This is a genomic window from Paenibacillus cineris (assembly GCF_018333335.1).
GTDB classification, from domain to species: Bacteria; Bacillota; Bacilli; order Paenibacillales; family Paenibacillaceae; genus Paenibacillus_AQ; species Paenibacillus_AQ favisporus.
In genome coordinates this window covers 3,888,180-3,902,494 of the sequence record NZ_BORU01000001.1, presented here as the reverse complement: position 1 = coordinate 3,902,494, position 14,315 = coordinate 3,888,180, and the positions used below count along the sequence as shown (strand labels likewise).

16 protein-coding genes are annotated in these 14,315 nt (G+C 53.2%); all 16 read left to right on the top strand.

The window, feature by feature from the left end; all coding sequences use genetic code 11:
• Nucleotides 1-24 precede the first annotated feature (24 nt).
• The 16 genes from KI379_RS18135 to KI379_RS18060 all read left to right on the top strand — a co-directional run bounded on the left by KI379_RS18135 (nucleotide 25) and on the right by KI379_RS18060 (nucleotide 14,312).
• Entirely contained in the window at nucleotides 25-1,266 is a 1,242-nt protein-coding gene (locus KI379_RS18135) for a bifunctional 3,4-dihydroxy-2-butanone-4-phosphate synthase/GTP cyclohydrolase II (protein ID WP_076170055.1), read from the top strand.
• Nucleotides 1,267-1,286: 20 nt separating this feature from the next.
• The gene (gene ribH, locus KI379_RS18130) at nucleotides 1,287-1,754 is read left to right on the top strand and encodes a 6,7-dimethyl-8-ribityllumazine synthase (RefSeq protein ID WP_076170056.1); all 468 of its coding nucleotides are present in this window, start codon (nucleotides 1,287-1,289) and stop codon (nucleotides 1,752-1,754) included.
• A gap of 126 nt (nucleotides 1,755-1,880) precedes the next feature.
• Complete coding sequence (locus tag KI379_RS18125; RefSeq protein ID WP_076170057.1) at nucleotides 1,881-2,675, top strand: segregation and condensation protein A; 795 nt, start codon at nucleotides 1,881-1,883, stop codon at nucleotides 2,673-2,675.
• Complete coding sequence (gene scpB, locus KI379_RS18120) at nucleotides 2,644-3,243, top strand: SMC-Scp complex subunit ScpB (RefSeq protein ID WP_076170183.1); 600 nt, start codon at nucleotides 2,644-2,646, stop codon at nucleotides 3,241-3,243. The genes KI379_RS18125 and scpB overlap by 32 nt, the downstream gene beginning before the upstream one ends.
• 140 nt (nucleotides 3,244-3,383) lie before the next feature.
• Nucleotides 3,384-4,067: a DUF2953 domain-containing protein gene (locus tag KI379_RS18115; protein ID WP_181908919.1), complete on the top strand. Its 684-nt coding sequence runs from the start codon at nucleotides 3,384-3,386 to the stop codon at nucleotides 4,065-4,067.
• A gap of 121 nt (nucleotides 4,068-4,188) precedes the next feature.
• A complete protein-coding gene (gene ytfJ, locus KI379_RS18110) occupies nucleotides 4,189-4,656 on the top strand; it encodes a GerW family sporulation protein (RefSeq protein WP_076170059.1) in 468 nt (155 codons plus the stop codon).
• Nucleotides 4,657-4,776: 120 nt separating this feature from the next.
• Nucleotides 4,777-5,967, top strand: a complete 1,191-nt coding sequence (locus KI379_RS18105) for a D-alanyl-D-alanine carboxypeptidase family protein (protein ID WP_212984365.1) — start codon at nucleotides 4,777-4,779, stop codon at nucleotides 5,965-5,967.
• A 35-nt stretch (nucleotides 5,968-6,002) separates the two neighbouring features.
• Nucleotides 6,003-6,650, top strand: coding sequence for a nucleoside recognition domain-containing protein (locus KI379_RS18100; RefSeq protein WP_212984364.1), 648 nt, complete (start codon nucleotides 6,003-6,005; stop codon nucleotides 6,648-6,650).
• 9 nt (nucleotides 6,651-6,659) lie between these two features.
• Nucleotides 6,660-7,193: a spore maturation protein gene (locus KI379_RS18095; protein ID WP_076170061.1), complete on the top strand. Its 534-nt coding sequence runs from the start codon at nucleotides 6,660-6,662 to the stop codon at nucleotides 7,191-7,193.
• 80 nt (nucleotides 7,194-7,273) lie between these two features.
• Entirely contained in the window at nucleotides 7,274-7,615 is a 342-nt protein-coding gene (locus tag KI379_RS18090; protein ID WP_212984363.1) for a peptidoglycan recognition protein family protein, read from the top strand.
• A 21-nt stretch (nucleotides 7,616-7,636) separates the two neighbouring features.
• A complete protein-coding gene (locus KI379_RS18085) occupies nucleotides 7,637-8,377 on the top strand; it encodes a pseudouridine synthase (RefSeq protein WP_076170063.1) in 741 nt (246 codons plus the stop codon).
• A gap of 128 nt (nucleotides 8,378-8,505) precedes the next feature.
• Nucleotides 8,506-9,030, top strand: coding sequence for a thiol-disulfide oxidoreductase ResA (gene resA, locus KI379_RS18080; RefSeq protein ID WP_076170064.1), 525 nt, complete (start codon nucleotides 8,506-8,508; stop codon nucleotides 9,028-9,030).
• Nucleotides 9,030-10,721 (top strand): cytochrome c biogenesis protein ResB, encoded by a 1,692-nt coding sequence (gene resB, locus KI379_RS18075; protein ID WP_244879326.1) that lies wholly within the window; start codon nucleotides 9,030-9,032, stop codon nucleotides 10,719-10,721. The genes resA and resB overlap by 1 nt, the downstream gene beginning before the upstream one ends.
• Nucleotides 10,718-11,980 carry a cytochrome c biogenesis protein CcsA gene (gene ccsA, locus KI379_RS18070; protein WP_089548069.1) on the top strand — a complete coding sequence of 421 codons (1,263 nt, stop codon included), beginning with the start codon at nucleotides 10,718-10,720 and terminating at the stop codon, nucleotides 11,978-11,980. The genes resB and ccsA overlap by 4 nt, the downstream gene beginning before the upstream one ends.
• Before the next feature lie 180 nt (nucleotides 11,981-12,160).
• A complete protein-coding gene (locus KI379_RS18065; protein WP_076170066.1) occupies nucleotides 12,161-12,877 on the top strand; it encodes a response regulator transcription factor in 717 nt (238 codons plus the stop codon).
• 1 nt (nucleotide 12,878) lies between these two features.
• Nucleotides 12,879-14,312 (top strand): ATP-binding protein, encoded by a 1,434-nt coding sequence (locus KI379_RS18060; protein ID WP_089548068.1) that lies wholly within the window; start codon nucleotides 12,879-12,881, stop codon nucleotides 14,310-14,312.
• Nucleotides 14,313-14,315: the final 3 nt, after the last annotated feature.

The window sequence follows — 14,315 nt, the reverse complement described above, 5'->3', positions numbered from 1 at the left end:
CATGCAGGAATAGGAGGGAAACCCATGAAGGAGGATTTTGTGTTTGACCGCATTGAAGATGCCGTGTCCGACTTGTCGGCAGGCAAGGTCGTCATCGTCGTAGACGACGAGGACCGCGAGAACGAAGGCGATTTTATCGCCTTGGCAGATCAGGCAACGCCTGAAGTCATCAACTTCATGATCACGGAAGGACGCGGACTGGTCTGCATGCCGATTACCGAGGAAAGAGCCGCTGAGCTCGGCCTGAAGCCGATGGTATCGAACAATACGGACCATCACGGCACGGCTTTTACTGTCTCCATCGACCACAAGGAGACGACAACGGGCATCTCCGCCTATGAGCGGTCCCTGACCGCCAAAGCGCTCGCCGATCCGGAAGCGACCGCAGCCGATTTCCGGCGCCCCGGCCACATGTTTCCGCTGATTGCCAAAACCGGCGGCGTGCTCCGGCGCGCCGGTCATACTGAAGCGGCGGTAGATCTCGCCCGTCTCAGCGGATCGTTCCCGGCCGGGGTGATCTGCGAGATTATCAAAGAGGACGGGACGATGGCACGGCTCCCGGACCTGGTGCAGATCGCCAAAAAACATGGCCTCAAGCTGATCAGCATCAAGGATTTGATCCAATACCGCAACAATAAGGAAAAGCTCGTTACCCGCGAGGTTTCGGTGCGGATGCCGACGGACTTCGGCGAGTTCCAGGTCGTCGCCTATACGAATGCGGTGGACAATAAAGAGCATTTGGCGCTCGTCAAAGGGGACATCGCATCCGGGGAGCCGGTGCTCACCCGCGTCCATTCCGAATGCCTGACAGGGGACGTGTTCCATTCCCATCGCTGCGATTGCGGTCCGCAGTTTGAAGCCGCACTCCGGCAGATCAACGAAGAAGGCCGCGGCGTGCTGCTGTACATGCGCCAGGAGGGCCGCGGCATCGGGCTCCTTAACAAGCTGAGAGCCTATAAGCTCCAGGAAGAGGGCCTTGATACGGTCGATGCCAACCTGAAGCTAGGATTCCCCGCGGATCTTCGCGATTACGGCATCGGAGCTCAAATATTGAAAGATCTCGGCATCCGCCAAATTCGGCTGCTGACGAACAATCCGCGCAAAATCAAAGGCCTGGAGGGCTACGGGCTGGAAATCGTCGAGCGCGTGCCGATCCAAATGCAGGCCAATAAGGACAACGAGAACTACTTGCATACGAAGCAAATGAAGCTGGGGCACATGCTGAAATTTGAGCAGCCCGATTCATTGACGACGACTACCGAATAATTACAGGAGGCTGATGAAGCATGGCACACATTTTTGAAGGAAATTTGGTATCCGAAGGATTAAAATACGGCATCGTGGTTGGAAGATTCAATGAGTTTATCACCAGCAAGCTGCTGGGCGGCGCACTCGACGGACTGAAGCGGCACGGCGCCAAGGAAGAAGAAGTGGACGTGGCGTGGGTTCCGGGCGCTTTCGAAATCCCGCTGATTGCCCAGAAGATGGCCGAAAGCGGCAAGTACGACGCCGTCATTACGCTCGGCACGGTTATCCGGGGGTCAACCTCCCATTACGACTACGTGTGCAACGAGGTGGCCAAAGGCGTGGCGGCGATCAACCTGAAAACCGGCGTTCCTACCATTTTCGGCGTCTTGACGACAGAGAACATCGAGCAGGCGGTGGAACGAGCCGGAACGAAGGCTGGAAACAAAGGATACGATGCTGCGGTGGCGGCAATTGAAATGGCCAACTTGACGAAACAGTTAAAATAGTGCTTATTTAATGTAGTACCCTTTTTTACGGGTACTGCATTTTTTATTTCCGCAAAGTGCCTTACGGGGCCCATTGCGACACAGCCCCGCTTGGCGGGCGTACTTTATGTGACGGGAGGATAAGCTGTGAACACCGTATTATACAAGCTGGAGACGTTTGAAGGTCCGCTTGATTTGCTGTTGCACCTGATTGACAAAGCGGAAATCGACATCCAGGATATCCCCGTCAGTGAGATTACCGATCAATATATGGAATATTTGCAGAGCATGCAGGAGCTCGAATTGGATATCACCAGTGAGTTTCTGGTTATGGCGGCCACGCTGCTGTCGATCAAGAGCAAGCTCCTGCTGCCGAAGCCTCCGGTATTTGAAATGGACGAGTTTGACTTTTATGAAGAAGAAGAAATCGATCCGCGGGCGGAGCTCGTGCAGAAGCTGATCGAATACCGCAAATATAAAGGGATTGCCAAGCATTTGCAGGAAAAGGAATTTGAACGGAGCCTGATCTACTCCAAGGAGCCGGAGGATTTGACGCCGTGGGTGCCGCGCGTGTCGGACAATCCGGTCAAAGGCCTGCACGCCTCCGATTTGGTCGCGGCCTTTCAGAAGGCGCTGCGCAAGGCGTCGAAGCGGACCAGCTACGCCAAAATCCAGCGGGACGAAATTTCGGTGAAGGATCGCATCCGCGAGGTGGTGAATGCCCTGGAATCCAGCGGGCCCGGCGGCAAGCTATTGTTTTCCAAGCTGCTGCATGATGAGATGGTACGGCATGAAATCGTCGTGACGTTTCTGGCCATTTTGGAGCTGATGAAGATGAAACAAATTATTTGTTATCAGGAAAAGCTGTTCGACGACATTGTGATGGAATGGAAAGGGGGAGGTCTCTCGAATGGACTTTCCGACATTGAAATCGATTATTGAGGGTCTGCTCTTTTTGGCGGGGGATGAAGGGCTGACGGCCAAGCAGATTGCCGAGGTCGTCGAGCACCGGCCCGAGCTGGTGACCGATGCCCTGGAGGAAATGAAGGAGGATTTTGTCAGGGAGAAAAGGGGGATCCAGGTCGTCCAGATTGCCGGCAGCTATCAGCTGGCTACGCTGCCCGATCACGCCCCGTATTTTGAGCGGCTCGCTTATTCCCCATCCCGATCCTCGCTGTCGCAGGCGGCACTCGAGACGCTGGCCATCGTGGCCTACCGGCAGCCGATTACCCGGGTGGAAATCGAAGAGATCCGCGGCGTCAAATCCGAGCGGGCGATCCAGACGCTGGTCAACAAGGACCTGATCGAGGAGACGGGACGGGCGGAGGCGATCGGACGTCCGATTTTGTACGGTACGACCAAGTCGTTCCTCGATTACTTTGGCCTGCCGAATATTCAGGCGCTCCCGGAGCCGGCCATTTTTGAAGATACGGATAATCTGGAGGAAGAAACCCAGCTCTTGTTCGAGAAGCTGGACGGAAAACAGCTGACGTTTGACGATGTGCCGTAAAACTGCATAAATAACAAGACCCATCCGGATTCCCCGGGTGGGTCTTTGGCGTTCAAAAAAAGCTTGTGGCCGAATCTTTTCCATTGGGGAATGCCATACTATGCACAGGAAGATTTATGGACAGACTTGGGGGTTTATACGTGTGGATTGTAGTCGCCATTATTGTTCTCCTGATCATTCTGCTGGTTGCCGTCATAATGTCAAGCATTACCATTACATTATGGTACAGCAAGCATAATAAGGATGACAAGGCCGTATTGGACGTCAAGATGCTGTATGGAATCGTAAAGATGCATTATGAAATGCCTTCCCTGGTGTTTGCCAATATGAAAAAGGGCTTTATGCTCCGGCTTGAGAGCAAAAACAGTTTCCGTAACGGCCAAACCGTCGGAAAAGCGCATATTAACAAAAGACGGCTGGACCATTGGGCAGATGAAGTGAGAATTATGCTCCAGTCGACGGCTTCTTTAAAGGAATGGTTTTACCGTACCATGCAGCATGTAAACATCATGAAGCTGGATTGGTCCACCAATTTATCAACCGGCGATGCAGCATGGACTGCGATTGCAACGGGAACCGTGTGGGGGCTCAAAACGACCCTGGTGGGCTGGCTCTCCTTTAAAGTACGCATGCGAAACAATCCAAGGCTCTTTGTCGTTCCGGTGTTTAAGGATGAGCCGCAGTTTGCCACTGAGCTGTCCTGCGTCGCCCGCATATCCTGCGGTTATGCCTTGTATGCCGGCATCATGTTGATGGCCCGAATTCTCAAAGTACCGGGAGGTCCGATCCATTGGTTCCGATTGGCCAAACAGGTTCTGCGATAACAAAGGCTTACTTAATTTAACGGTACCGGCCGCACAGGCGGGACTACATACTTCAAAGGGATATGGGCAAGCTAACATCTGTGGCTCAGAGCTTATTATCAACACACTAGGAGGAATCAACATGGCAGAGCATCCGATTCAAGGCTTAATGCAGACTGCGATGGAAAACATCAAAGGCATGGTTGATGTCAACACAATCGTCGGCGACCCTGTAGAAACTCCTGACGGCAGCGTCATCCTTCCGATCAGTAAGGTGGGCTTTGGCTTTGCCGCAGGGGGAAGTGATTTTAACGCGGATGATATCAGTAAAAGCGTGAGCGCGGCTCCCGGACATGAATCCAAGTCCTTGCCGTTTGGCGGGGGCAGCGGCGGCGGAGTATCGATTCGTCCGATCGCATTTCTCGTTGTCGGCAAAGCAGGCGTGAATATCGTTCCGCTCGATAATCAAACGCATTTATTCGAGAAATTAATTGATTCCGCACCGTCTATGGTGGATAAAATCACGTCGATGTTCCAAACGAATACGCAAACGGGTGCTGTCAATCCAGCCCAAACGACGACTTCGGAGATCAATCCTTCATTGTTTTAAGCCTGTGCCAATCCCTTCCGTCAGCCGGGAGGGATTTTTTATGGTTTGCACGTTTGGCATACCCGAGTTAGGCCAAGCATATACTTGTACAAGATTTTCTGAACCGAAAGGAAAGATAACATGTGGATCAAGCATAAACGAATATGGAGCTGGATTGCGGTCATCACACTCATCGCCAGCGGCTTTGCCGGTACAAGCCGGGCATCGGCCGCGAAAAATTTACCCGCTCTCGGCACCCACGCTCAGGCCGCAGCCTTGATCGATGTCACTTCAGGCAGGCTGCTGTATTCCAGCCACGGGGACGATGAGCTCCGGATCGCCAGCCTGACGAAAATCATGACCGCCATCGTAGCGATTGAGCATGGCAAGCTGGACAGCGAAGTGAAGGTCAGCAAAAACGCCTTTGGCAAAGAAGGGTCTTCCATCTATCTCAAGCTGGGGGAAGAAATGACCCTGGAAAATATGCTGTACGGGCTGATGCTGCGTTCAGGCAATGACGCGGCCACGGCGATTGCCGAGCACGTCGGCGGTTCTGTGGAGGGGTTTGTCTATTTGATGAACGAGAAAGCCCGTATGCTGGGCCTTTCCCATTCGCATTTTATGAATCCGCACGGACTGGACGAGGAAGGCCATTATTCATCGGCCAATGATTTGGCCAAGCTGACGGCATATGCCCTGCATAATCCGGTTTTTAAGGAAATCGTGAAGACGCCGACGAAGAAGGTTCCGAATCCGAATGAATCCTGGGACTACAAATGGGATAACAAAAATAAAATGCTCCGCCTTTATGAAGGAGCGGACGGAGTCAAGACCGGCTATACCAAAAAGGCGTTCCGCTGCCTGGTCAGCTCGGCGACCCGCAACGGCCAGCAGCTGGTCGCCGTGACACTGAACGACGGGGACGACTGGAACGACCACGGCAGAATGCTGGATTACGGGTTTGAATACTACCCGCTGAAACAGCTGACCGAAAAAGGGGAGTCGGTACAGGGTCAGGATTTGGTCGTCAGCCAAACGTTCCAGTACCCTTTTGCCGATGGCGAGGAAGCTCAGGTCAACAAGAAGCTGGTGCTCTATCCTGAAGCGGAGGAAGGAGCACCGGATTTGAGATTCGGGCTGAGAGGGAAAATCGAAGTGTCGCTGAAAGGGGAAAAGATCGGAGAAATTCCGGTCTACAGAAAAGGAAGCGTGCTGCCGGAACGAACGGCGTCCGGAACAGCTGCCGAGCAGACGATGGCACCCGTTCACAAAAGCAATTGGGGACAATGGTTCAGCGTAGTGCTGAAGCATCTGCTTCAGCCTGGGGCCTGATGTTAACGTAACAACCTGGGGAGAGGGGATACGAAATGATCAATGCGATTTGGCTGGGGCTTATTCTGATTGGATTCGGTTTTGCAGCAGCCCAGGGGAAGATTGAACTGGTCACTTCTGCGGCCTTCGACGGGGCTAAGACCGGGGTGACAGTATGTTTCGGGTTAATCAGCGTGCTGGTCTTCTGGCTCGGTATGATGCGCCTTGCGGAAGATTCGGGTCTGCTGAAAAAAATAGCCCGGCTGCTGAGCCCGATCGTCACCTTTTTATTTCCGGATGTGCCGAAAAACCATCCTGCCATGGGTTACATATTGTCCAATATGAGTGCGAATCTGCTCGGTCTAGGCAACGCAGCCACGCCAATGGGCATCAAGGCGATGCAGGAGCTGCAGACGCTGAATCCCGATAAGACGGCCGCCAGTCCGGCGATGTGCACACTGCTGGCGCTCAATACGGCCAGCATCACCTTGATTCCGACAACGCTGATCGCCATCCGGATGAACTATCAGTCCGCCAATCCGACGGATATCGTCGGCACCACGCTGATGGCGACCGCCGTGGCCACGTTGGCCGCCATCGTGATGGACCGCTGGTACCGGCGCAAATTTGTGCGCAGCAGGCCGAAGAAGCCGCCGGTGCACGGGGGTCCCGTTTCTTCCTCCCAATCCGAGCTGAAAGGGTGAGCAGGGCGTATGGTGGCGTTCATCAATTTGATATCGGCCTGGGCGATCCCGGTACTGATCGCGTTTATTCCCCTTTATGCTTTTACCAAGAAGGTGCCGGTGTACGAATCCTTCGTCGACGGAGCCAAAGAGGGATTTCAAACGGCCATTCAAATCATTCCTAACCTGGTCGGGATGATGGTAGGGATCAGCATTTTCCGGGCCTCGGGGGCCCTTGATTTTTTTGTGGGCTGGACAGGTCCCTTCCTTCAGCATTTGGGCGTTCCGAGCGAAATATTGCCTCTGGGTCTGCTGCGGCCGCTGACAGGAACAGGGTCCCTCGCATTCGCCACCGATCTGATCTCGGTGTACGGCCCGGATTCCATGATCGGACGGATGGCTTCAACGATTCAAGGGAGTACGGATACGACGCTGTACGTGCTCACTGTTTATTTGGGTGCGGTCGGGATCCGCAACGGGCGGTATGCGCTTAAGGTCGGTCTCTTATCGGATGCGGTAGGATTTGCAGCAGCTATTGCCGTCTGCCTGCTGTTCTTCGGATAACCGGCCAGCCGTGTGGAACGGTTTCATGGACACCTCATATACTGTACCAAGCTCAGGCTAGTTTAAATGAGGTGATCCGCATGACATTCGAAGGCTTTATCATTCATCATTCCGTATGCCCTTCCATCAACGGAAAAGGGTATGATTTTTGGATCGGGGAGGATGCCACGGTCGTTTCTTCCCCTTACGTCACCGATCCGTCCCATATCCATATTTGCCTCCAGGGTGATTTCAACCGCGAATACACCCTGTTTCGCCCTGCCGAAAAACAGCAGCTGTTCGTTGCCAGCAAGCTTATTATGGAGCTGGCACGCCGCTACAACATTTCCCCCCTCTATTTGTATCCTCACTCCGACACCTGCCCAGGAGCGGATTTTCCATGGAACGAACTTGTGATTTATCCTGTTGATGGTTATCATTAGGGTTGAGGTGACCTATTGAACATGGAAAGATTACAGAAAGTGTTAGCGCAGGCCGGTATCGCTTCGCGCCGTAAGTGCGAAGAATTGATCCTGGCCGGCAAAGTGGAAGTTAACGGGGAAACCGTAACCACGCTGGGGACCAAGGCGGACCCGAATCAAGATATCATCAAGGTGAACGGCAAACCGATCAAGCACGAGCAGAAGATTTACATCGTGTTCAACAAGCCGAAAGGGGTTATTACCAGCGCGTCCGACCCGGAGGGACGAAAAATCGTAACCGATTATTTGAAAGGCATCAAAGAGCGGGTTTATCCGGTCGGCCGTCTGGACTACGATACCGAAGGTCTGCTGCTGCTGACCAATGACGGCGAATTTGCCAATCTGCTGACTCACCCGCGGCATCATGTGCCCAAAACGTATCTTGCGACGGTGGAGGGGATCCCGCATGGCAGCGACCTGGACAAGCTCAAAGCCGGCATTCAGCTGGAGGACGGTATGACAGCCCCTGCCGAAGTCGAATATAAAGATATCGACACGGAGAAGAACGAAGCCGTAATCAGCATCACGATTCATGAAGGCCGCAACCGGCAGGTCAGACGGATGTTTGATGCGATCAAGCACCCGGTGATCCGGCTGAAACGTGTGGCGTTCGGCGACCTGCTGCTGCACAATTTGAAGCGCGGTTTGTACCGCCATCTGACAAAGGATGAAGTACAAAGTTTATTAAATATGGCTAAATCGGGAAATTTAAACAAAAGATAGAACGGAAGGACACATAATTTTCAAATACTCCCGGAGCACCTGTGACATTATTTCGCTATAATTGTTCATAGGTTGTTCAAACTCTGCGCTTAAAATATGTGATTTGTCATGGAAAGGGAGCTTTTGGCATGGGTAAATCTAGAAAAAAGGTTCAAATCATTATCCTGCTGTTGATTGTCATTTTGGGCGGTTACGCCATTACGACACAGGTTTCGGGCTCTAATGGCAAACCGACGGAAGGCAGTAAGGCGCCGAACTTTGACTTGCTCGGGCTGGACGGCAAGGTTCATACGCTCGATGAATATAAAGGCAAGGCGCTTGTTGTCAATTTCTGGGGAACCTGGTGCGAACCATGCGTGAAGGAAATGCCCGCCCTGCAGGCCCAGTATGATAAGTGGAAGGATAAGGATGTCGTCATCGTTGGCATCAACGCCGGCGAGGACAAGATGGCCGTGGAAAATTTTGTGAAGCAGGTCCATGTCAGCTTCCCGGTAATGCTGGATCCCGAGAAGGACGCCATTCAATCCTACGGAATATCCCCGCTGCCTACGACGTTTTTTGTCTCGCCTAACGGGAAAATCAATAAAATCCATCTGGGACAGCTGGATTTACAAACTCTCGATCAGCAAATTGAAGAGTTGGTGAATTCCTGATGATGAAGGAAGTTATTGCATTCAAGAACACCAAGTGCGAGTGCGGACACCAAAACCCCGTGGGGACGGTGCTCTGCGAGGCTTGCGGAAGGCCATTGGAAGAACAAGACCGCGAGTCCAACGAAGTTCTGGAGATGCGCTATGACGGGATGGCACGACGCTCTCAGCGTGCCAACCCGAATTTCATAGACCGGATCTGGAACTTCTTTTCGTCTGTAAAGATCGCCGTATACATGATTATCCTGACCCTGCTCGGATCGATGCTCGGGACGATTTTCCCCCAGGAAAACACATTTCTGAACATCGATCCCTCAACGTACTACAAGGAAACTTACGGCACGCCCGGATTGATTTATTACAAGCTGGGCCTGTCGCATACGTACGAATCCTGGTGGTTTGTCCTCCTGCTCGTCATGATCGGCGCGTCGCTGGTCATCTGCAGCCTGGACCGGGTGCTGCCACTGTACAAAGCGCTTACCAAGCAAAGAATTTTGAAGCATAAGCAGTTCCTGACCCGTCAGCGCGTGGTATATCAGGGACCGGTAGAGCTGGAGTCCAAGGAATGGGTGGAGCAGGCATCCGTCCACATCAGGAAAAGAGGCTACCGTGTACATACCTTGGATAACGCTTTACTCGCAGAAAAGTACCGCTTCAGCCGCTGGGGACCATACGTCATCCATATCGGACTGATCATTTTCCTGCTGGCCGTGCTGGCCCGCGGCTTGCCCGGTCTGCACATGGATCAGCATGTCGCTTTTCCAGAAGGCGAAATCAAGCACATTCCGAATACGTCGTATTATTTGAAGAACGAGAAGTTTACGGTTGAATATTACTCGGAACAAGATTTGCCAAAGGAATTTCAGGGCAAAAACAAGGTGCTTCCAAAACTGTTCAAGACGCAGGCGACCCTGTACGAATGTACGGCCAACTGCAATGATCCGTCCAAACAGCCTACGCTGAAGGCCGTTGATCATCACAACATCGAGGTTAACGACCCGATGGATTACAAAGGCCTGAAGGCCTATCAGTTTGACTACGATTTGACACCGGTCCTCCGTTCGGTCAAGCCTTCCCTGGTGGACAAGAAGACCGGCAAAGATTACGGAACGTTCCAGCTGAAGATCAAGGATCCAGAGCGAAACTACAAGGTAGGGCCATATTCGCTTGAGTTGAAGGAGAAGTACAACGATTTTGGGCTGGACGAGAACGGTCAGCCCGTCACGAAAACTCCGAATCCAAACGCGCCGGCTTTTCTCTTCCTGATTAAAGGGCCGAATTTGCCAGCCGAAGGCGTACATTATTTCTATTTCCCGAAACAAATCGACAAGGAGCGCTTCCAGCAGGATGCCATAAACGCCAAAATGAACGGCGGCAGCGTTCCGCTTGAGCTGGATGTCAAAGGAATGGGAAATGTGGACTTATCGATGTCGACCACCTATTTGAACATCCGGGTGGACAAAGCGATGCCTTTTGTCTGGGTAGGCGCAGCCATCGTCATGCTTGGACTTATACTCGGCTTCTATTGGCAGCACCGCCGGATCTGGCTGCGGATTGACGACGGGAACCTGACCCTCGGTGCGCATACCAACAAGAACTGGTTCGGCATCCGCCGGGAGATTGCGGCAATACTTCGCAAAATGAATCTGGAAGTGGACGAGAAGTCCTTGGATAACGGAGGGAATCACTCATGAGTGGATTGTTAAATTTCAGCAGCAACATGTTCGTCGTCGCATTCTTCCTGTACTGCGCGGCGTTCATCCTGTTCGCGGTCGCCATTATGGGCCGCCGGTGGAGCAACAGGGATCCGGAGTCGCACCGCAGGAAGTGGGGGAATATCGCGTTTGGGGTATCCTCCCTCGGCCTGGTGCTGGAGCTAACGTACTTCTTCACCCGGTGGGCGGGCGGCGGACATATTCCCGTCAGCAACATGTACGAATTCATGTCATTCCTTTCGATGATGGTCATGGTGGCGTTTACGGTGGTATATCTCATTTACCGCAAAACGATACTCGGCTTGTTCGCCGTTCCGATCACGATCATCATTATGGCATACGCCGCGGTATTTCCGCAGGAGGTGCAGCCGCTGATTCCGTCGCTGCAGTCCTATTGGCTGAAAATCCACGTCACGATGGCGGCGGCCGGAGAGTCGTTCTTCGCGATCGCATTTGCAGCAGGCTTTATGTACCTGCTGCGCACGGTGAATTTCAGCAGCACGGATAAAAAGGACAGACGCCAGCAGCGCTGGGTCGAAATCGTATTTTTCTCGATCATTCTGGTTATCTCGTTTATCATTACGGTCTTTGCCTTCCGTGCAGCCGGTTATGAATCCGTGTTCACCCAGACGAAGGCTTCCGGAACGGCCGGGCAAACGGCGAGCGTTACGCAGACCGTCGAATACAAGCTTCCGCCGATCGTAGCGCCTTACCACAGCAAGGTCGAAAGCTATCAGCCGTTCCTCGGCATGACGAAGCCGCTGTTCAGCGCTCCGTCCTGGATGAACGGGATCAACGCGGGACGCAAGTTCAACACGATAATTTGGACGGTGATCTCCGGCATTATCCTGTACGGAATCCTCCGGTTGATCGCGCGCAAGCCGCTTGGACGTGCGGCCTCTCCGTTCCTGGACGGGATCGACCCCGATGATTTGGATGAGATCAGCTACCGTGCGATCGCCATCGGATTTCCGATCTTTACGCTCGGCGCCTTGATCTTTGCAATGATTTGGGCTCAGGTGGCCTGGGGACGCTTCTGGGGATGGGATCCGAAAGAAGTGTGGGCGCTCATCTGCTGGCTGTTCTACAGTGCCTACCTGCACCTCAGATTGTCCCGAGGCTGGCAGGGGCGCCAGTCGTCATGGCTGTCGGTTCTCGGGTTCCTGGTAGTCATGTTTACCCTCGTCGGCGTGAACCTGGTCATTGCCGGACTTCACTCCTATGCGGGTACAAACTGATCCAGTTATGACAATTTATATAGATTGAACTGGAGCCAATTGTTACTCTAGTTCAATCCTTTAGCACTGAATAATCCGTTTCACATTGCTCGCTTGGATGTTGAAACGGATTTTTGTTAAGATTAGCATGGAGTTATGACAAGTTCTTCACAGAAACATAGAAGGGGTTGAGGTTGTCTTATGTCAGAACATACAAACCGGATCCTGGTCGTGGACGACGAGGAACGGATCCGCCGCCTGCTGAAAATGTATTTGGAGAAGGAAGGCTATGAAGTCGAGGAGGCCGAGGACGGCGAAACCGCGCTCCGTAAAGCTTCCAATCAGGATTATGGCCTGATCATGCTGGACTTGATGCTGCCCGGCATGGACGGCATCGAGGTGTGCAACCGGCTGCGCCAGCTCAAATCGACGCCGGTGCTGATGCTGACCGCCAAGGGCGAGGAGATCAACCGGGTTCAAGGCTTTGAAGTCGGCGCGGACGATTATGTCGTGAAGCCATTCAGCCCGAGGGAAGTCATTTACCGGGTAAAAGCGATTTTGCGGCGCTCTTCGGCAACAGCGTACCTGTCGAAGGAAACGAATTCGAGCAACAACATCGTGTTTCCGCATCTTGTGATTGAGCACGATGCCCACCGGGTGACAGCGAACGGACAAGAGGTCAGCTTGACGCCTAAGGAATACGAGCTGCTGCATTACCTGGCGGTCTCGCCGGACAAGGTTTTTTCCCGGGAAGAATTGCTGAAGGATGTATGGAACTATGAATTTTTCGGCGACCTGCGGACGGTCGACACGCACGTAAAGCGCCTGCGGGAGAAGCTGAACAAGGTATCACCGGAGTCGGCGGCGATGATCACCACCGTCTGGGGCGTAGGCTACAAGCTCGAGGTACCGAAATAACATGAATTTCTGGACCTCTCTTGTCGGGAAGCTCTGGGCGACCATCATCTGCCTGGTAGCATGCATCCTGATTATTCTCGGGTTATTTCTGCTTCCATACATCGATATGAATTATTCGAACTCCGGGGACATCAAGCGGCTGTTTACGTACACAGCTATCATCGGGTTTTCAATGACGACCTTCTTTGCGCTGTTTCTGCTGACGAAGATTACGCAGCCGATGCAGCAGATGATTCAGGCTACCGAAGCGATCCGTAAAGGCGAGTACAACACGCGCTTGTCGATCAATACGAGCGACGAGATCGGGAAGCTGGCGAACACGTTCAATCATATGGCGGCTGAGCTGGAAGACAATATCCGCAACTTGAACCAGGAAAAGGAGCATTTGGCGAGCGTCCTCCGAAGTATGAGCGATGGCGTCATTACGTTCGATACTTCAGGCAAGGTGATCTTGACGAATCCACCGGGACAGAAGCTGATCACCCAATGGAAGGATATCCACTGGAACTTGGATCAGGAGGACGCCGAAGGGGAGGAAGAACAGCAGGTACCTGAGCCTTTGCTGGACCTGTTCGACAATATGCTGGAGGGCAGCGGCGACACGAGCACGAATCTTCACGTCAAGCAGGGCGTCTGGTCGGTTCATATGGCGCCTCTGTATTCGGATAACGACATCCGAGGGGCGGTTGCGGTGCTCCGCAACGTAACCGAGGAAGTGCAGCTGGAGAAAATGCGGCAGGACTTCGTTGCCAACGTGTCGCATGAGATCCGCACGCCGCTGTCCATGATGCAGGGATACAGCGAAGCGCTGCTGGATGGCATGGCGGCGTCTCCGGAAGAGAGCCAGGAACTGATTCAGGTCATTCATGACGAATCCCTTCGCATGGGGCGGCTGGTTAAGGATCTGCTTGACATGGCGCGGATGGAAGCGGGGCATGTCGACATGGCCAAAAAGCAGCTTGACCTCAACGAGCTGCTCGAGCGCGTATACCGCAAGTTTACGGTACGGGCCAAGGAACGGAATATCGAGCTCCTTTATGACCGCAAGACGGAGGATATGGTGCTTGAGGAGGCCGATGAAGACCGTTTGGAGCAGGTGATGACCAACCTGCTGGACAATGCGTTCAGGCACACGCCAGAAGAGAAGAAGATCAGCATCCTTGCCGACCGTGTCCTGTCGGACAAAAAGCCGATGATCCGAATCGTGGTGAAGGACGAGGGCGTAGGCATTCCGCCGGAGGATCTGCCGTTCGTGTTTGAACGGTTTTACAAGGCGGACAAGGCACGGGTACGCGGGGAATCGGTCGGTACGGGTCTTGGGCTAGCCATTGTTAAAAACATCGTAGAATCGCACCAGGGCAGCATTCAGGTGGACAGCATCCTGGGCGAAGGAACGGCCTTTACGATGCTGCTGCCTGTCGAAAGCCGTAAATAATGG

Bases quoted from the DNA above. Each gene is read 5' to 3' on its own strand.
- KI379_RS18135 (WP_076170055.1), top strand. From the start codon at position 25: ATGAAGGAGGATTTTGTGTTTGACCGCATTGAAGATGCCGTGTCCGAC.
- ribH (WP_076170056.1), top strand. From the start codon at position 1,287: ATGGCACACATTTTTGAAGGAAATTTGGTATCCGAAGGATTAAAATAC.
- scpB (WP_076170183.1), top strand. From the start codon at position 2,644: ATGGACTTTCCGACATTGAAATCGATTATTGAGGGTCTGCTCTTTTTG.
- ytfJ (WP_076170059.1), top strand. From the start codon at position 4,189: ATGGCAGAGCATCCGATTCAAGGCTTAATGCAGACTGCGATGGAAAAC.
- KI379_RS18105 (WP_212984365.1), top strand. From the start codon at position 4,777: ATGTGGATCAAGCATAAACGAATATGGAGCTGGATTGCGGTCATCACA.
- KI379_RS18100 (WP_212984364.1), top strand. From the start codon at position 6,003: ATGATCAATGCGATTTGGCTGGGGCTTATTCTGATTGGATTCGGTTTT.
- KI379_RS18095 (WP_076170061.1), top strand. From the start codon at position 6,660: ATGGTGGCGTTCATCAATTTGATATCGGCCTGGGCGATCCCGGTACTG.
- KI379_RS18090 (WP_212984363.1), top strand. From the start codon at position 7,274: ATGACATTCGAAGGCTTTATCATTCATCATTCCGTATGCCCTTCCATC.
- KI379_RS18085 (WP_076170063.1), top strand. From the start codon at position 7,637: ATGGAAAGATTACAGAAAGTGTTAGCGCAGGCCGGTATCGCTTCGCGC.
- resA (WP_076170064.1), top strand. From the start codon at position 8,506: ATGGGTAAATCTAGAAAAAAGGTTCAAATCATTATCCTGCTGTTGATT.
- resB (WP_244879326.1), top strand. From the start codon at position 9,030: ATGATGAAGGAAGTTATTGCATTCAAGAACACCAAGTGCGAGTGCGGA.
- ccsA (WP_089548069.1), top strand. From the start codon at position 10,718: ATGAGTGGATTGTTAAATTTCAGCAGCAACATGTTCGTCGTCGCATTC.
- KI379_RS18065 (WP_076170066.1), top strand. From the start codon at position 12,161: ATGTCAGAACATACAAACCGGATCCTGGTCGTGGACGACGAGGAACGG.
- KI379_RS18060 (WP_089548068.1), top strand. From the start codon at position 12,879: ATGAATTTCTGGACCTCTCTTGTCGGGAAGCTCTGGGCGACCATCATC.